We start from the raw sequence: 16,383 nt of genomic DNA, 5'->3' as shown, positions 1-16,383 counted from the left end.
TAGCCGCGTCGCATAAGCGTTCGCTGATTGTTCGCCCTTAGCGTTGTTTAGCGTACCATCCACGCTATGCCCTCAGGTAGAGTCTTTGCAATGTTGTCCGGGTTCACCACGGGCAGTCGATGCGCGACATAGCGATCGACAAGCGTCGACTTTCCGGCCCCGTTGGGACCAGAAAACACCCAAAGTTGAGGCTTCACGCTGCGTCGCGGACGCGATGTTCGCCCATGTGATCGAAACGAACCAGCTCGCGGCGGCCGTCAGGATATTCCTTCACGACCAGGCCGGGTGGTGTATCGCTCTCACCATAATAGATCGGGCGGCCAGCATCCAAATGCGACCGAGCCGCAGCCCCGTCGTCATATCGTGCCGCGGCTTCAAGGATCGGCCAAAGATCGGCGTCCGCGGATTCAGATCGTTTCAGTCGACTTGCCATACCGACGATATAGCACGTCGCGTCGCTTTCGTCACGGGGAGGACGATCGTTGCCGGCGCTGGGCGGTGGTGGCCCCCTCCCCTCCCCTTTTGCCGCGCGAGATGAACGGGCCGCAGACGACATGATTCTTTCGAGCGATTGACGCAGGCTGCTCCTATTGCCCGATCGACAAATCCCTGTTTGCGATGGGGTGTGGCCGCGATGCTGCCTTGTGCGATCAAGTCAAAAACCGTCCGGGGGACTACGGTTTCCACTTCGCGGAGCCTCCGTTTTTTATCTTGATCGCGTCAGCCTCGCTCCCCTGAAGCCCCCATCAGGAATTAGCCTGATCGAGAATGAGGTACGTCCCATGCAGAATATCGCTGAGTTTCGCATCATCGGCCGCATCGGCAAGATCAACGAGCATGACAAAGTGACGAAGGTTTCGGTGGCGGCGAACTACAACCGCCAGGACAACGGCGAGTGGACGACCGACACCCATTGGAACGAGGTGACGCTGTTCGGACGACATATCGAGCGTGCTGCCAAGGCCGACAAGGGCGATCTGGTTCATATCGTCGGCCGGGTCCGCCAGAATTCCTACGATACCGAGGAGGGCAAGCGATACACTGTTGAGTTGATCGCAGACGGTTTCGCGGTTCTCGCAAAGGCCGGTGACGCTGACGCCTAAAGATCGGGGGCCGCTAAGCGGCCCCCTCCCCTCCCCTCCCAGGCAATCGACAGGATAGTCTAATGGATATCCTTTTCGATTTCTCATGGCTATCCATCGCTCCGTTCGGGCATGGCAATTGCGCTTCTTCCGGTTTGTGCCAGTAGGGCATGTGCATTGGAGCAAAGGGTTGATGCGCTATCTCCCCATCAGGATTGCTAAATGGATATCCATTTAGATTGGCAATGGATATTGGTTGAATTTAGAGTGCCTTGCAAAAGCGATTGCCTTGGGATATCCATTGGCAAATCGATAGCCATTCGACATCCATAGCCTTGCGATATGGATTTGGCGTGGAAATCGATTGAATTTCGATTTCTTGAAAGAGGGCCAGATTCGGATGCCGGCAATTTCTGTAGCGAACCCGAAGGGCGGGGCGGGCAAGACGACCCTGACATTCGTCTTGGCGAGCGAGCTGGCCCGAAGCGGTGCTTCGGTCGCTGTCATAGACGCAGATCCGAACGCGATCATCGCGGGCTGGGGCAGGAAGCGGGCGGAGCAGGGCAAGGCACTGCCATTCGAGATTATTGCCGGGCCGAAGGAATCCGACCTGATGAAGCTGGTCGACCAGCTCACGCAGTCGCATGACTTCGTAATGATCGATCTTGAAGGAACGGCATCACGCATGACGTCACGCGCTCTCGCGCGGTCTCATCTTGTTCTGATCCCGTTCAATCTTTCGCCGATCGACGCGGAACTGGCCGCGAACGCGGTTGCCCTCGTTCTTGAGGAGCAGGAGGCGCTAGGCCGCCGCATCCCATTCAGGTTAGTCAGGAGTCGAGATAATGCGGCGATCCAGACCAAAAGTTCGCAGCGGATCACGGCGGCTATCAACGAAGCGGAACTACCTTTGCTGCCCGTTGGTCTCGTGGAACGCGCAGCCTATCGTGACATTTTCGATTTCGCGGCGACACTGGAGGAACTGGACGATAGCCAGACTTCAGGATTGGCAGGCGCAAAGAAGAATGCCCATGAGGTGGCCCGTGCCGTTGTCGAAGCGGTTCAGTCGGAGATGCAGAAGTGAGTTCCGGCAGCTATGGCTTTGGAAAGAAGGCGGGGCCGAAGGCTCCCGCCGAAGCGCCCGAAGATGAGGGCCGGCTTGACCTTTCCGGCATCACTAGGACGCCGTTGCCACTCGATCCTGTTCGCGAACAGGCGGCGATCGACCGGGGCGCAAAATTGGGCTTTGTCGATCGCGGGGCAGGGGAGGCGGAAGTGGCTGGAGCTGTTGTCCGTCGGCGCCGGCAACCCGCCCCCCAAAGCACGGTCTATATCAAGGGACCGAAGGACATTTTGGACTGGTTTATCGAGTTCAGCAACGAGCGTGGGCATCGTGCCTACTGGCAAGCGCTCGCGGAGTTTCGGGACATGATCGACAGAAAGTAGAAGCGGAGGTGCAGCGACATGAGCGGCATAGCGCAAGCCGGTCTCATATTCCTTGTCATCATAGTGCTGATGATACTCAGCGCGAAGGATAGCGCGACCAGGAACCGCATCCGAAACGAGGATGAGGAAACGTGGTGGTTCTCTCGCCGCAACTGGTGGGATGATCGGCGGTGAAGACGATTGCGGTCAACATCGAGAAGGGCGGGGCAGGGAAGACAACCATTGCCTGCCATCTGGCATGGCATCTGGCGGACGCAGGCCACCGGGTTCTGGTGCTTGACCTCGACCGCCAGTGCAATGCCTCCACCGCCCTGCGCGACTTCGAGAGCCATGGTTCCTGCAAGCAGCTCTTTGAGGAAGGTTTTGTTGCCCCTGCGGGTCGTCAGCGCGGCATATACTCCAACAGAATGACCGGGGAATTTGACGCCGATTTCGGGAAGGCTTTGAGTGCCTTCCGCGCGAATTTTCCGAAGCTGGCGGAGTTCCACGATTATTGTGTGATCGACACCCCGCCCGCTTGGAGCTGGATCAATTTCGCGGCGCTGATGGTGTGCGATGATTTGATCGTGCCTGTTGAGCTTGGACCGTTCGGGCCGGATTCCACCAAGCAACTCTCCAACTCGATTCAGACGGTCAATCAGCGTGGGCGGCGACATCCAATTCGCATAGCGGGGCTGGTTGCAAACAGAGTGAAGGCGAATGATCGCAACCAACTTGCGATGCTGGAAGAACTGAAGGCCAAGATAGGGCGAAACCTATTTTCGGCTCACCTTCCTGACCGAGCGCATTACAGCCAGGCCGTACAAGCCGGTGTGCCAGTGTGGCGCTTTGAGAAGGACGTGCGATCGTCGCTACCCGCCATGCGCGCATTTCTCGATGAAGCGATGCAAAGGATTGAGGCCTGATGGATTTCGGGGACTTCGATATTTTTGCCGCCAAGGATGAGGTGGCCCAGCAGGGTAGGGTGCTGACGCTGGACCCGCGTCGAGTGTATCCCGATCCTGACAATGTTCGTCGTGCCATCGATCAAAGCGAAATTGACGCATTGGCAGAAACCATCAGCGCGCGCGGTCAACTGCAACCGATCATTGTCGATCCTGCGGATGAAGATGATCGCTATAGAATCCAATTTGGCGAACGGCGCTGGCGCGCGTGTATGCAGATCGGCCGCGACGTGCGCGCCATTATTCGCGAGCATGGCGATCCCGCGCAGGTTCGGATCGATCAGTTTATAGAGAACGATCAGCGCGAGCAGCTTTCGGTTCGCGACATGGTGGCGTTCGTTGCCGCGCAGGTAGCGTCAGGCCAGAGCATCGCGGATCTAGCGCGCGCTACGGGGCGTGAACGCGCGCGTCTTTCACGGTTGCATGCATTATCATCTGCGCCTGATTTCATCGTAGACCGATTGGATGACCTGCCTGTCCGTGGTGCCGTGGCCTTGATGAAGGCGGCGGCACGAAATGAGGCCGCTGCGAGAGTGTACCTAGATGGCGCGCCGTTGGGCACACTAACGGTTGCGGGGTGCGAGGCTTTCTTGCGGGGTGTGTCCGGGTCGGTCGTGGGGACCGAGGACGGTCTAGCCTCAAAACCGAAAGAGGCCAGTGTTGTGCAGGCGGTCCCGCGTTCGACAGGCATGACAGAGGACCGTCGGGAAGGGCCAATGGTTCAGCCGCGTGATGAGGGACATTTGATCGACGTCGATGGCAAGCGGGGCCGTTTGATCGAAGCGCTTGTGCAATTCGATGGCGAGAAACAGCCACGGATGGTCCGGTTCACGAACTAGCCTGGCACCGCATTCTTTTCCGCGTTTTCTCTTTCGAATGATGATTGGAGACTGTGGCCCGAGCCACAGATTTGAGTGTCATTTTGTGGAGGTTGTTTTAGGGCAGGATAGGGGTTGTGGTTGCCATTGTCTTACAGTAGCCTTGCAGACGAGGACGATGATGGCAACCACGACAACCTCCACCCCTGGGAAAACCAGCATGACGGTCCGACTTGATCAGGCCACTCTTGACGCCTTCGATGCACTTGCGGAGGGCAGGGGAGGGCGCAGCGCGCTCCTGCGATCCCTGCTGGATCAGGCGATGCGTCAGGCCGGTGATGCGCCGAAGGTCCAGGCTCGCACAGAACCGTCGACCAATCGCATATCGTTTCGCGTGACCGAGGCTGAGCTTGCTGTTCTCGATGCGCGAGCCGCTGAGCGGGGGACGGACAGAGCCGGATGGGTGAAGGCGCTGATGCGCCGTCACATTGACCTCAAGGGCAATGTTGATGACGGTCTGCGGGACAGCCTGGCGCCGGTTCGCCTACAGCTTCAGCGCATCGGTCGAAATCTCAATCAGGCCATGCGCGCCGGCAACGCCGCGATGATGGCGGACAGTGGCCTCCAAATTGAACGCGAGCTGCGGCGGATCATCGAGATGCGTCAGGACATCAATGAGCAGATTGTCGCGCTTGGCGATGCGCTCCGTGGCGATCTAGGGTTCTGGAAGGTGGCTGACTGATGCCGTTTGGAGAACGAGAGGATGAGTTGTGGGGCGTCCTGAAGCCCACCTTCCGGCCACGGGTTTCCGGCGACCCAAATATCAAATATGCCAAGCATCTTCTCAACCAGACTGGCCCGTTTCGTCCGGTCCCATATGCACATCGGCCGCGAGAGGACTCCCGCGCCGTGCTGGCGAGAGTGGTCCGCAAATCCCCGGAGGTTCTGGTCAAGGTGACAGGGCGGAAAAAGGGCGCTGAGCATCTAGGCGCTCATTTGAGCTATATCGGACGCAATGGTGAAATTGCGATCGAAACCCGCGACGGCGAACTCATTTCGGACAAAGGCGAGGTGCAGCAGATCGCGCAAGAATGGTCTGATACGCTCTACTGGCGGCAAAGGGCTACGGTCTCCGGGGTGGCTATGGTCTTCTCGATGCCGGAAGGCACAAATCCCGATACTGTCCGCCAGGCAGTTCGTGCAGCCGCCGATCGCATGCTTGGCGACAATCACGATTATGTGATGGCGTTGCACACAGATACGCCAAGGCCGCACGTTCATCTTACCGTTCAGGCCGAGGGGTTGGACGGCCAGCGTTTTGATCCACGCCGCGAAGATCTTTTCAATTTCAGGGAGGCTTTTGCCGAGGAATTACGCAGTCGCGGGGTGGAATGTGAGGCAACGCCGCGCTGGACGCGCGGGCAGGGCAGGGCAGGAACTAGCATGGCGCTCGCTCAGATGCGGGAAAAGATCAGGCGAGGGGCCTCGCGACAGCCCACGGAAGTCGACCTGCGGCAGGCTCGCGAGGCGCTGGATATTGCCAGCGGCAAGGCGGAGTTCCCCGTGTTCGTAACACGCGCCAAGGAGCGGTGGGAGAACACCAGACAGGGATATGAGCGGGCAGCCACTCGTCTCGATCGCAGCGATGATGCCAAGGATAGGCAACTGGCGCGTGATTTGCGACAGTTCCTGAAAGATCGACCATCGGTCGAAACCGTCCCGGACCGGGTGCTGAAGGATGCCGAAGCCCGCCTCAAGCAGATCAAGGAGCGGGGCGAGCGGCCACCAGATCGCGGGCCACGGTCTCGATAGGCGGTTTCGCTAACCGCCTATCACCACAGCGTACCGTGAACCGGCTCTAGTTTTGGCGGAGCCTCGCGGTTCAGTGATTGCAGAAGGTCGATCTCGATTGTCCGGCTCATTGCCGTCAAAGGGACATCGTGGACGGAATTGGCGAATGGGTCGGTTAGATCTTCGCCAATGCTCAATGCCGCAAGGAAAATCAGGCCGATCAGGGTCGATCCCAAGGGCGTGTAGATTCCCAAGGATTCTACCAGTGCTATAGGGACCAGCACGCAGAAGACGCGCGTGAACAGGTTTGGGAAAAATCGGAAGCCGTTTGGGAGAGGGGTATTCTTTATCCGCTCCATTCCGCCTTGGGCGTTGGAGATATCGATCAGCAGCCGTTCGAGGGTCGCTTGCTGGATCGTGTCGATCCTTCCGCTGAGATGTGCGTCCGCGACGAGGGCGGATATCTCCTCCGCCAGGGCATTGGCCCGGTTTGCCTTCAAAGCGATCGTCGCGGCGGCATCGGCGCCAATGAGACGCTCGATTTCCGGCATGGGATCTTGGCCGCGCAACTGGCAGCGAAGGGCGTGGGCGATAGCGATCTGGCGAAGGATTACGTCATCCACCGCGACATTGGCTTTCCTGTCGGGTGCAAAGAAGCTTTTGGTTGCGCGCGCGAGACTTCGGGATGCGTTGATGAGAGCGCCCCAGAGTGACCGAGCCTCCCACCAGCGCGCGTAGGCGGCGTTCGTCCTGAAACCGAGGAAGAGGGCCAAAGCGGTTCCGAACAGGGTCGTCGGAAGCGGTGGCTCTGAAAATGGTGTGTAAAAATGAAAGGCCGTAACCAAAACGTCCCAGCAAAAGAGGACAGTCAGGGGCTTCCAGACTTCAGCCAGAATTTGTCGAAACCGGGGCCTCGTTCCTACAATCACGATCGACTCCAATGACAGGCGCGGTTCAAGTTACGCAGGATTTGGCGAGACGGGTCAGCATGTGCAGCTATGTGATCCGTGCGACAAAACAGAGGCTGGGCCGATCATTTCATTCTGGCCGGTGCCAGCGCCTCGATAATCTTACAGTCGGCGATGGTATCACCCTGGCAGCGATCGACGCTGAGTACGAGTTGATCCCGCAGTAGCGTCAGATCGTTTATCTTCCGGTCTATCTCGACAATATGTTCTGCCGCGATCGTGTCGACTTCCATGCAGGAGGCATCGCGATTGTCAGCCAGTTTCAGCAGTTTTCTGACCTGCTCCAGCGTAAATCCCAGATCACGCGATCGTCTTATGAACGACAGTCTCTTGAGATGGGCGTCCTCGTACATGCGGTAATTCCCGCTGTTGCGGGAAGGCGCTGGTATCAAGCCTTCCTTCTCATAATAGCGGATGGTTTCGACACGAGTGTCAGTCAGTTTCGCGAGATCGCCAATTTTCATGTTGACCCTATAGTAACTTCAGGGTGCATATAACAGGCCATATCGACGCGAATCGGATCAGACATGGCGAAAGCCCACTGCTCAAAGACTGGCGAAACGCACGCGGCAATCGCCGCGCTCGCGTTTCCACGCCCTGTCGATGAGGCGACGGTGCCTGAACCGTCCGCTGTTGCGCTGGGCGATAATGCAGCCCTCAAAAGCACCTCTTTTGCCTCCGCGTGGACTTTGCGATGACAGGTCGCGGAAAATCGGCTAGAGGCCTCTCCATGTTTCGCTGGAGCTTCCTCCTTCTTTGTATGCTTGTCGCGTCGCTTACGACCGTTGCGACCGTGCATGCCAATGAAGTTCCAAACCCGACACTCTCCGCGACCCAGACCAGCATCGAATGTTCGGGTCAGGTTCACAGCGAAGGGGACGGCGACCAATCGCAGGGCGATTCAGACAAAGCCGTTCCCCATCATCATGGCTGCCACGGAGCAGCCTCCTTCCTGCCTGCCCGCGCCACCGAGGCGACTGTTTTCGCTATCGTCACGGAATCGTTGATTGCCGTCGAAGAAGCAGCTCCTGGTCGTTGGTCTGTCGGGCCTGATTTACGGCCTCCCATCGCCTGATTGAAGCTCAACTGACTGTCGCCCGTGTTCCGGGTGCGCAGATTGATGCCTATCAATCAGGAATTCTTACATGCACAGGATCATTGCGGCCTTTCTGGCTGCCACGTCTTGCGTCGCCGTGGCGCAAGCACAGGATAATTTAACGGCACAGCAGTCTGTAGGGGCTGTGTTCACTCTCGATGATGCAGTTGCGGCCGCAGGTGGAAGCGCCCCGGCAGCAGATGCGGCGCAAGCTGGGATCGATGCAGCTCGCGCTGGACGAACCGTGGCGGGCCTTCGCCCTAACCCTACGGTCCAGAGCCAGGTTGAGAACGTCGTCGGTTCCGGGCCTTATGGTGGTTTTCGTCAAGCCGAAACGACAGTCGGGATCAATATCCCGATCGAGCTGGGCGGGAAGCGTTCGGCACGCATAGCGGTAGCGGATGCCCAATCGAACAGGGCAGTCCTAATCGCGGCTATCACCCAGGCCGATATTCGGGTGCAGGTGACTGCACTCTATATCGATGCGATTGCCGCGGAACGCCGTGTCGTGACGGCACGCGATCAGCTTCGCATTGCGCAGGATGCTCTTAATGCCGCCAAGGTAAGAGTTCAGGCGGGGCGCGCTTCGCCAATCGAAGAGCAACGGGCAGATGTCGCACGGCTTAATGCCCAAGCGGGTGCGGAGCGGGCGGCCAGGCTGGCGGATGCCGCGCGAGCCAATCTCGCGCGTCGCATCGGCAGGCCCATTGTCGGGCCGCTGGATACTGCCGCGCTCGATTTGCTCCCACCGGCCTCTTACGGCCCGAACATGGTGGAAAGCGCTGGGACGCTAGCCATGGCGGCGGCCGATGCGGATCTTGCCATCGCCGACGCCGGCGTCCAGCTCGCTAAATCTCAGCGCGTCCCTGATGTAACAGTCGGTCCGGCGCTCCGGCGTCTTGAGGTCAGCAAGGATATCGCGGCGGTCTTTTCCGTGTCGATCCCGATACCGCTTTTCAATTCTGGTCGGGCAGCGGTGGCGCAGGCGAGTGCAGAACGCAGCCGCGCGGAAGCTCAGCGCCGTATGACTGCGCTCGATGTGGAGCAGGCTATCACCGATGCCCAAGCAGAGGCGGACAATGCCGCAACCACAGCGCGCAATGCCAGCGGTCCTGCACTTGTAGCGGCGCAGGAAGCTGCTCGTATTGCTCGTGTCGGATATCGCGAAGGCAAGTTCGGACAGCTCGATTTGCTCGACGCCGAACGGACCCTTGCCGACACCCGCGTCGCCGCGATCGACGCGCTCGCCTCGTACCAGAACGCCAAGGCCCGGTTGCAGCGTCTCACCGCTCCCGCGCCGGAACAGGGGAATTGATCCTATGAAACTGACAAATAGCACCGTGCTTCTACTGCCGCTGACGCTGGCCTTCCTTCTCGCGGGTTGTGGTGGCGGTAGCGAGGCCAACAATGAGGCGGCACCCGCCAACCAACAGGAAGCAAATGCTTCCCCCGTCGAGGGTAAGATAACACTCTCGCCCGATCAGATCGCGTCGGCAGGTATCCAGATCGGTCGACCCACGGTTGGCGGGGCAGGGACGCTTGAGTTGCCTGCAACGATCGAGGGTGATCCGCAAGGCACGCAGGTTGTATCGGCGGCCATCGGTGGACGTGTCGTATCGTTGACCCGGAATCTTGGTCAGTCGGTGGGGCGTGGAGATACGCTGGCCGTCATCGAAAGCCGGGAGGCTGCACAGCTCAAGGGTGAAGTCGAGGCGTCTCGCGCCCGTCTTGCGCTGGCCAACTCCAACCTAGCACGCGAACAGCGGCTTTTCGCGCAGCGCGTTTCGCCGGAGCAGGATTTGATCGCCGCTCGAACCGCTGCCATCGAAGCGCGGATCGCCTATAATCAGGCGCAGCAGCAGGTCTCCGCCGCAGGTGGGGGTGGGGGTGGCCTAAACCGTCTTGGCATTGCTGCGCCCGTTTCCGGTCAGGTCATTTCGCGCAGCGTCGTTCTAGGCCAGACCGTCGCGGCAGACGCCGAACTCTACCGCATTGCCAACCTTTCCAGCGTCTCGCTGTCGCTCAATCTACAGCCCGCCGATGCGGGCCGGGTAAAGCCGGGCAACACCGTTACCGTGACGGCCGCTGGTCGTCAGGCGACCGCCAAAGTGAGTTTCGTATCTCCTGCACTCGATGCACAGACACGGTTGGTTCCGGTCATCGCCATTCTTGATAACCGTAACATGGAGTGGCGCGTAGGAGAGCCGGTGACGGCTTCTGTCCAGCTTTCTGGCAGCGGTGGTGATGGCGCGATCAGCGTGCCCACGACAGCGGTGCAAACGGACGAAGGCAAGTCGGTCGTGTTCGTCCGAACCAAGACAGGCTTCCAGGCCGTCCCCGTCACCGTGGGCGACAGCAGCGGCGCCAGTGTAATCGTGCGCTCGGGCCTGAAGGGCACCGAGCAGATCGCGACCGTCAACAGCTTCACGCTCAAGGCCGAACTCGGCAAGAGCGAAGCGGCGGAGGACTGAGCCGATGATCGCCCCAATCGTGAATTGGGCGGTTCACAAGCGCTGGCTCGTCCTGCTTCTGACCGCCATAGCCGCCGTCATCGGCGCCGCAGCCCTGTATCGTCTCCCGATCGACGCGGTGCCGGACATCACTAACAACCAGGTGCAAATCAACATTAAGGCGCCCGCCCTTTCGCCCGAACTGGTCGAAAAGCAGGTGGCTTTCCCTATCGAAACAGCACTTGCCGGCATCCCCGGTCTTGAGAATACGCGCTCGCTTAGCCGGAACGGTTTTGCGCAGGTTACGGCTGTCTTCGATGAATCGACGGACATCTATTTTGCACGTCAACAAGTCGGCGAGCGTCTAACCGGGGTCTCGGAAAATCTTCCCAAGGGCGCTGTCCCTGAAATGGGGCCGATTTCCACTGGTCTGGGCGAGGTCTATATGTGGACCGTCAAGCTCCAGCACCGCAAGGACGACAAGCACCTGCCCGGTGAACCCGGCATGCAGCCTGACGGAAGTTATATCACCCCGGAAGGCGACCGTCTCACCGACGAGACTGAACGGGCCACATATCTGCGCACTACGCAGGACTGGATCGTCAGCCCGCTGCTGAAGAATACCAAGGGCGTCGCCGGCATCGACTCCATCGGCGGCTATGTGAAGCAATTTCAGGTCGTTCCCGATGTCCAGCGCCTTGCCTCGCTGGGCCTTACACTCACCGATTTGGGAACCGCACTAGAACGTAACAACACCAGTGTCGGCGGTGGATTCGTCAACCGCAACGGGGAGGGGCTTGCCGTTCGGTCCGACGCCCTTGTCCGCAACGCTAACGAATTGTCGCGGATAATCGTCGCCACGCGCGACGGGACGCCGATCACCCTTGGCCAGGTTGCCGCCGTCAAAACCGGGCAGGCAATAAGGATGGGTTCGGCATCCGAGAATGGCACGGAGGTCGTCGTTGGCACTGCTATCATGCGTATCGGCGAGAATAGCCGCACCGTATCAACGGCCGTTGCAGACCGTCTGCAGGAAATTCAGGCATCGCTTCCGCCTGACGTCATTGTGCAGCCGGTCCTCAATCGAACCGCACTGGTTAACTCAACGATCAAGACGGTCGCGAAGAATCTGAGCGAAGGTGCCCTGCTCGTCATCGTAGTGCTGTTCGCATTGCTCGGAAACTTCCGCGCCGCACTGATCGCCGCGATGGTCATCCCAGTTACGATGCTGCTGACCGGGTTTGGGATGCTCAAAGCCGGCGTGTCTGCCAACCTCATGAGTTTGGGCGCTCTCGACTTCGGATTGATAGTCGATGGTGCCGTCATCATCGTGGAAAATGCGCTCAGTCGCATGGCGCATCGCCAGGAACATGAAGGTCGCATGCTGACCCTTCATGAACGATTGAATGTCGTCGCATCGGCGGCGCGCGAGATGATCCGGCCTTCAGTCTATGGTCAGGCCATCATCATTCTTGTTTATGTCCCTTTGCTCACCCTGACGGGTGTCGAGGGCAAGACCTTCGTGCCGATGGCGCTTACCGTCATTATCGCGCTGGCTTTTGCCTTCGTTCTTTCTCTGACGGCCGTGCCGGCAGCAATCGCTATCTGGCTGTCCAATCGTGTGGATGAGAAGGATGGTCGGATCATGAGCTGGCTAAAGGCCCGCTATGAACCCGGTCTCGACAAAGCGATGAACCGGCCAACCTTGACCATAGGCACGGGTGTCGGTGGCTTCGTGCTGGCCATCGCGGCGTTCATGTCGCTGGGACAGGTATTCCTTCCTCAGCTCGATGAGGGCGACCTTCTCATCCAGGCCCTGCGCATCCCGGCCACCTCTGTCCAGCAGAGCCAGGCCATGCAGGTTCCCATCGAGAAGATGCTTACGGCTCAGAAAGAGGTGCAATTCGTCTTCTCTAAAACAGGCACGTCCGAACTTTCGTCGGACCCCATGCCACCAAACGCCACCGACATGTTCATCATTCTCAAGCCTCGCGACCAGTGGCCAGATCCGAAACTTACAAAGGCAGATCTGGTCGCACGGTTCGAAGCGAACCTGAACAAGTTCCCTGGCAACGCCTATGAGATCACGCAGCCCATCCAGATGCGTTTCAACGAACTGATCGCCGGCGTGCGCGGCGATCTGGCGATCAAGGTGTTCGGCGACGACTTCAACGCCATGAACGCCACCGCAGAGAAGATCGCCAGCGTTCTTCGGCGCACCCAGGGCGCTGCGGACGTGAAGGTCGAGCAAACCACGGGTCTTCCCATGCTCGACATCCGGGTGAACCGGGATGCCATGTCCCGTGTCGGTGTGACAGCGCAGGACGTACAGGACATCGTGACCGCGACTTTGGGCGGTCGCGAGTCCGGTATGATCTTCGAGGGCGATCGGCGCTTTCCGGTAGTGATCCGCCTGTCAGAGGCCCAGCGCGCTGACCTCTCGACACTTCAACAGGTCCAGGTTCCTCTTCCGGGGGGCAAGTTCGTTCCCCTCGCGAGCGTTGCCGACATCCGGATCGTGGATGGTCCCAACCAGATCAGCCGCGAAAATGGAAAGCGCCGTGTTGTGGTGCAGGCGAATGTGCGCGGCCGCGATATCGCCAGCGTTGTGGAGGATGCGCGGGCTACCATCGCCAAGGACGTGCGCCTGCCAGCAGGCAGTTATCTCGTATGGGGCGGCCAGTTTGAAAATCTGGCCTCTGCGCGCGAGCGGCTGCAGCTCGTGATCCCAGCCTGTTTCGTGCTTATTCTGATGCTCCTCTATGGAGCGCTCGGGTCGGCTCGCGACGCGGCTATCGTCTTCACGGGTGTTCCTCTGGCGCTGGTTGGTGGTGTCCTGCTCCTGTTCTTGAGGGGCATGGACTTCTCCATATCTGCCGCAGTGGGCTTCATCGCATTGTCCGGCATCGCGGTGCTGAACGGCCTCGTCATGGTTTCCTCCATTCAGGAACTCATGCGACGAGGGATGGACAGGGCGGAGGCCGCCCGAACCGGAGCGATCCAACGCCTTCGTCCCGTCGTGATGACCGCTTTGGTCGCCAGCCTTGGCTTCGTGCCGATGGCCTTGGGGACAGGTGCTGGCGCTGAGGTGCAAAAGCCTCTCGCGACCGTGGTTATTGGCGGTCTCATCTCGGCAACGCTGCTCACCTTGTTTGTGCTTCCGACGCTCTATGCCCGTTACGGCCGGCGCGAGATCCCTCTCTACGAGGATCTTGAGGAGCATGAAGAGCTGCAGGGCGGCGAACAGCATCCGCAACCTCAACACTGATGAGCGAGGGGGAGGTCATGTGCGTCATGGTCTCCCCGTCCTCAACGACAGTGAGGAAATGGAATATGATTGAGGAAACCGTTTTCACGGCGCCGATTTCACAGTTGAGGAGCTGGAGCTTCATTTCGGAGCTTGCCGGATTTGAGCATTGGCATCCGCACTATCGGTTCGGTCGGCTCAATGCTCAGGCAACCCACGCCCAGCTATCGTTTCGGTTGTTCGATTGGCGCCGGGTCAGACTGTGGGTCGAGATCGACAATATCGACAAACCGCATGGGTTCGGTTGGCGGGGCCAGATCAGCAGCTTTTTCAAGTTCAGCGAGCGCTACGAAATTCTCCCCGCCAAGACCGGCTCAGAAGTGCGGCATGTCTTCGAGGTTCGTGGCGGGCTGGGCAACATAGCGGGCTGGCTTTCGCGTCCCACCATACGCGAAGAAATGCAGGAGCATGATGTCGCCCTGCTGAAAGCCCTCAAGAAGCGCTCGTTACGTCCGCCCCACGGCAAGACGCAACTCAAACTCGTATCGACGGCCCCGACGCGGGGATCGGCCAATGACTGAGCCGAACCTTCGTCCCGCAACATCGATCGCATCGGCGCGCTGCCGTCAGCGCGTCCTACATGAAAGGAATTATCATGGTTGATAATGCACCCCATCAAGGCCTTCCTTGCCCTGTTTGCAAAGTCGCTCTCGTGATGAGCGAGCGGCAAGGGATCGAAATCGACTATTGCCCACAATGCCGGGGCGTCTGGCTCGATCGCGGCGAACTCGACAAGATCATCGAACGCAGCATGGCCGAGCAGCCGACCTATCAGGAGCCGAGCAGCACGCTGGGCATGTTTGGCGACAAGCATGGCCGGAGCGGCAAGCATGGCGGCGGCCACGGTAGCAGCCACGGCGGCGGACATGGCGGGCGCAAGGGCTTCCTGCGCAACCTGTTCGACTAATCAGCAATGAATCGGCCACCGCACCAATTTGAGCCTTTCGGGACGTGCGAGATGGCCCGCGCCATGGGCGCCGCGCCCCCCTCGGGCGCCCATGGCGATAGATTTGCTCAGTGGAGATGCCGGATGGGCAAGTGGAGGACTATAAGGTTGTTGCCGCTACCCCTGCTCTTTGTTGGCGGGGCAGCGGCCATAGCCGTTCTCACCGCATGTTCTGACCAGTCTGTCGGTGATGATCCTGACGGAAGGCATGATCGCACTTCGCTGCCGGCGCTGATCGGTGAGCAAATCTACGCCTGTGACGACGGCTCCAAATACGATGCCGATTTCCTGGCCGACGGTCTGACGCTGGATATGGCTCGGATACCCGCCGAAAAGCCGGTGCGACTGTCGGCGCCGGCAACCGGCCTGACCTATGTGGGTCATAACCTCAATGTCTCCATTTCGGGCAGCGGCGCGCTGACGATGACCCGTCCCGATCGCAAACCTGTGCGGTGCCTTCGCGTTCGCTCAGAACAGGCGATCGGAAACTCTACGAAGGGGAATGCAGGTGGCTGACAACCTTCCCAATGGACCTTCGGCAATCGAACGGCGGACACTCTGGATCGTCCTGCTGCTGAATGCGGCGATATCGGCGGCCTTTTTCGTCACTGGTTTGGTCGGCGATTCAAGCGCGTTGATCGCCAATGGTGTCGATAATCTCTCAGATGCCGCCGTCTATGCGCTCAGCATTGCGGCTTTGACGCGCGGTCCGGTGTGGAAGACCCGCGCAGCATCTGTGTCGGGCATCATGCTGCTGGTCTTTGCCGGGGGCATCCTTGCCGACGTGGTGCGTCGCTACATCTACGGCAGCGATCCGATCGGCAGCGATATGATGGTCATGTCGGCAATAGCCGGGGTGGTCAACTATGTCTGCCTCAGACTGCTTCAGAAACTGGACGCTCCCGACGTCAATTTGCGGGCAGCCACGACCTTCAGCTTCAACGATTTCGTCTCGAACGGTGGAATATTGATCGCCGGCGGGCTGGTCATTTGGCTGAAGTCAAACTGGCCTGATCTGATCGTCGGATTTTTAACGGCTGCCATAGCTATCAAAGGCGGTCTCGAAATTCTCAAGGACGCCCGAAATGAGGCGACCGCAAATCGAGAGGCAGGTTTGAAATGACATCATTTCGAATGAAGGGCGTGACGCTCATCGGGCTGAGCATGGTCGTTCTAGCACTGTCCTTGCCGGCGGCGGCGCAGCATGCCGATCATCAGCGCGCAGCGCCTTCCTCTGGAGAGGTCGCATCGACCGCCGAATATCGCGCGGCCAACAGCAATATGCATCAGGCGATGGACGTCCCGCTTTCAGGTGACGCCGATGTGGACTTCATGCGCGCCATGATCCCCCACCATGAAGGGGCGATCGCCATGGCCGAGGTCGAGCTGAAATATGGCCGCGATCCAGAGGTTCGTCGCCTCGCCGGTGAGGTCATCAAAGCCCAGCGGCAGGAGATCGCAGAGATGCGCGCCTGGCTTGCCAATCATGAGCGGCAGCAATGAACGGGCGCGGCTCAATCCACCCATTTGCTCTG

At 59.5% G+C, this 16,383-nt stretch carries 19 protein-coding genes; 16 read left to right on the top strand and 3 right to left on the bottom strand.

From position 1 onward, the window contains the following. Positions 1–193 precede the first annotated feature (193 nt). The gene (locus AC58EF_RS26335; RefSeq protein ID WP_497279397.1) at positions 194–331 is read right to left on the bottom strand and encodes a hypothetical protein; all 138 of its coding nucleotides are present in this window, start codon (positions 329–331) and stop codon (positions 194–196) included. A 451-nt stretch (positions 332–782) separates the two neighbouring features. On the opposite strand from AC58EF_RS26335, the gene AC58EF_RS26330 reads away from it, so the two are divergent. From AC58EF_RS26330 to AC58EF_RS26300, 7 genes are all read left to right on the top strand, one after another. Next, the gene (locus AC58EF_RS26330) at positions 783–1,103 is read left to right on the top strand and encodes a single-stranded DNA-binding protein (protein WP_046764960.1); all 321 of its coding nucleotides are present in this window, start codon (positions 783–785) and stop codon (positions 1,101–1,103) included. 343 nt (positions 1,104–1,446) lie between these two features. After that, entirely contained in the window at positions 1,447–2,166 is a 720-nt protein-coding gene (locus AC58EF_RS26325; protein WP_497279395.1) for a division plane positioning ATPase MipZ, read from the top strand. Continuing rightward, positions 2,163–2,528, top strand: a complete 366-nt coding sequence (locus tag AC58EF_RS26320; protein ID WP_497279393.1) for a hypothetical protein — start codon at positions 2,163–2,165, stop codon at positions 2,526–2,528. The genes AC58EF_RS26325 and AC58EF_RS26320 overlap by 4 nt, the downstream gene beginning before the upstream one ends. A 170-nt stretch (positions 2,529–2,698) precedes the next feature. Next, complete coding sequence (locus AC58EF_RS26315; RefSeq protein WP_124810879.1) at positions 2,699–3,433, top strand: ParA family protein; 735 nt, start codon at positions 2,699–2,701, stop codon at positions 3,431–3,433. Continuing rightward, positions 3,433–4,311 (top strand): ParB/RepB/Spo0J family partition protein, encoded by an 879-nt coding sequence (locus AC58EF_RS26310; protein ID WP_497279391.1) that lies wholly within the window; start codon positions 3,433–3,435, stop codon positions 4,309–4,311. Before AC58EF_RS26315 ends, AC58EF_RS26310 begins: the two co-directional genes overlap by 1 nt. A gap of 160 nt (positions 4,312–4,471) precedes the next feature. Continuing rightward, the gene (locus tag AC58EF_RS26305) at positions 4,472–5,032 is read left to right on the top strand and encodes a plasmid mobilization protein (protein ID WP_497279389.1); all 561 of its coding nucleotides are present in this window, start codon (positions 4,472–4,474) and stop codon (positions 5,030–5,032) included. A 254-nt stretch (positions 5,033–5,286) separates the two neighbouring features. Further along, entirely contained in the window at positions 5,287–6,102 is an 816-nt protein-coding gene (locus AC58EF_RS26300; protein ID WP_497279388.1) for a relaxase/mobilization nuclease domain-containing protein, read from the top strand. 20 nt (positions 6,103–6,122) lie between these two features. On the opposite strand, the gene AC58EF_RS26295 is transcribed toward AC58EF_RS26300, so the two are convergent. Then, positions 6,123–7,010 carry a bestrophin family protein gene (locus AC58EF_RS26295; protein WP_497279399.1) on the bottom strand — a complete coding sequence of 296 codons (888 nt, stop codon included), beginning with the start codon at positions 7,008–7,010 and terminating at the stop codon, positions 6,123–6,125. Positions 7,011–7,114: 104 nt separating this feature from the next. Then, the gene (locus AC58EF_RS26290; protein WP_497279387.1) at positions 7,115–7,513 is read right to left on the bottom strand and encodes a MerR family transcriptional regulator; all 399 of its coding nucleotides are present in this window, start codon (positions 7,511–7,513) and stop codon (positions 7,115–7,117) included. 266 nt (positions 7,514–7,779) lie between these two features. Between AC58EF_RS26290 and AC58EF_RS26285 the strand changes: the two genes are divergently transcribed. The 9 genes from AC58EF_RS26285 to copM all read left to right on the top strand — a co-directional run bounded on the left by AC58EF_RS26285 (position 7,780) and on the right by copM (position 16,351). After that, a complete protein-coding gene (locus tag AC58EF_RS26285) occupies positions 7,780–8,124 on the top strand; it encodes a hypothetical protein (protein ID WP_497279385.1) in 345 nt (114 codons plus the stop codon). A 70-nt stretch (positions 8,125–8,194) separates the two neighbouring features. Next, positions 8,195–9,460, top strand: a complete 1,266-nt coding sequence (locus AC58EF_RS26280; RefSeq protein ID WP_497279384.1) for a TolC family protein — start codon at positions 8,195–8,197, stop codon at positions 9,458–9,460. Between the two features lie 4 nt (positions 9,461–9,464). Then, complete coding sequence (locus tag AC58EF_RS26275) at positions 9,465–10,616, top strand: efflux RND transporter periplasmic adaptor subunit (protein WP_497279383.1); 1,152 nt, start codon at positions 9,465–9,467, stop codon at positions 10,614–10,616. Between the two features lie 4 nt (positions 10,617–10,620). Then, positions 10,621–13,863: an efflux RND transporter permease subunit gene (locus AC58EF_RS26270; protein ID WP_497279382.1), complete on the top strand. Its 3,243-nt coding sequence runs from the start codon at positions 10,621–10,623 to the stop codon at positions 13,861–13,863. Between the two features lie 65 nt (positions 13,864–13,928). Continuing rightward, a complete protein-coding gene (locus AC58EF_RS26265; protein WP_497279381.1) occupies positions 13,929–14,423 on the top strand; it encodes an SRPBCC family protein in 495 nt (164 codons plus the stop codon). A 134-nt stretch (positions 14,424–14,557) separates the two neighbouring features. Further along, the gene (locus tag AC58EF_RS26260; RefSeq protein WP_497279380.1) at positions 14,558–14,809 is read left to right on the top strand and encodes a TFIIB-type zinc ribbon-containing protein; all 252 of its coding nucleotides are present in this window, start codon (positions 14,558–14,560) and stop codon (positions 14,807–14,809) included. 123 nt (positions 14,810–14,932) lie between these two features. Then, complete coding sequence (locus tag AC58EF_RS26255; RefSeq protein ID WP_497279379.1) at positions 14,933–15,364, top strand: hypothetical protein; 432 nt, start codon at positions 14,933–14,935, stop codon at positions 15,362–15,364. After that, complete coding sequence (locus AC58EF_RS26250; protein WP_497279378.1) at positions 15,351–15,971, top strand: cation efflux transmembrane domain-containing protein; 621 nt, start codon at positions 15,351–15,353, stop codon at positions 15,969–15,971. The genes AC58EF_RS26255 and AC58EF_RS26250 overlap by 14 nt, the downstream gene beginning before the upstream one ends. Further along, positions 15,968–16,351, top strand: a complete 384-nt coding sequence (gene copM / locus AC58EF_RS26245; RefSeq protein WP_497279377.1) for a CopM family metallochaperone — start codon at positions 15,968–15,970, stop codon at positions 16,349–16,351. Before AC58EF_RS26250 ends, copM begins: the two co-directional genes overlap by 4 nt. Positions 16,352–16,383: the final 32 nt, after the last annotated feature.

This window comes from Sphingobium sp. WR1 (assembly GCF_059693745.1).
The sequence above is the reverse complement of the archived record's forward strand: the minus strand, read 5'-3'. Positions and strand labels throughout refer to the sequence as shown.

Excerpts from the sequence above, each read along its gene's own strand:
- AC58EF_RS26265 (WP_497279381.1), top strand. The coding sequence starts at position 13,929 with ATGATTGAGGAAACCGTTTTCACGGCGCCGATTTCACAGTTGAGGAGC.
- AC58EF_RS26255 (WP_497279379.1), top strand. The coding sequence starts at position 14,933 with ATGGGCAAGTGGAGGACTATAAGGTTGTTGCCGCTACCCCTGCTCTTT.
- AC58EF_RS26310 (WP_497279391.1), top strand. The coding sequence starts at position 3,433 with ATGGATTTCGGGGACTTCGATATTTTTGCCGCCAAGGATGAGGTGGCC.
- copM (WP_497279377.1), top strand. The coding sequence starts at position 15,968 with ATGACATCATTTCGAATGAAGGGCGTGACGCTCATCGGGCTGAGCATG.
- AC58EF_RS26305 (WP_497279389.1), top strand. The coding sequence starts at position 4,472 with ATGGCAACCACGACAACCTCCACCCCTGGGAAAACCAGCATGACGGTC.
- AC58EF_RS26250 (WP_497279378.1), top strand. The coding sequence starts at position 15,351 with ATGCAGGTGGCTGACAACCTTCCCAATGGACCTTCGGCAATCGAACGG.
- AC58EF_RS26260 (WP_497279380.1), top strand. The coding sequence starts at position 14,558 with ATGAGCGAGCGGCAAGGGATCGAAATCGACTATTGCCCACAATGCCGG.
- AC58EF_RS26290 (WP_497279387.1), bottom strand. The coding sequence starts at position 7,513 with ATGAAAATTGGCGATCTCGCGAAACTGACTGACACTCGTGTCGAAACC.
- AC58EF_RS26270 (WP_497279382.1), top strand. The coding sequence starts at position 10,621 with ATGATCGCCCCAATCGTGAATTGGGCGGTTCACAAGCGCTGGCTCGTC.
- AC58EF_RS26330 (WP_046764960.1), top strand. The coding sequence starts at position 783 with ATGCAGAATATCGCTGAGTTTCGCATCATCGGCCGCATCGGCAAGATC.
- AC58EF_RS26280 (WP_497279384.1), top strand. The coding sequence starts at position 8,195 with ATGCACAGGATCATTGCGGCCTTTCTGGCTGCCACGTCTTGCGTCGCC.
- AC58EF_RS26285 (WP_497279385.1), top strand. The coding sequence starts at position 7,780 with ATGTTTCGCTGGAGCTTCCTCCTTCTTTGTATGCTTGTCGCGTCGCTT.
- AC58EF_RS26275 (WP_497279383.1), top strand. The coding sequence starts at position 9,465 with ATGAAACTGACAAATAGCACCGTGCTTCTACTGCCGCTGACGCTGGCC.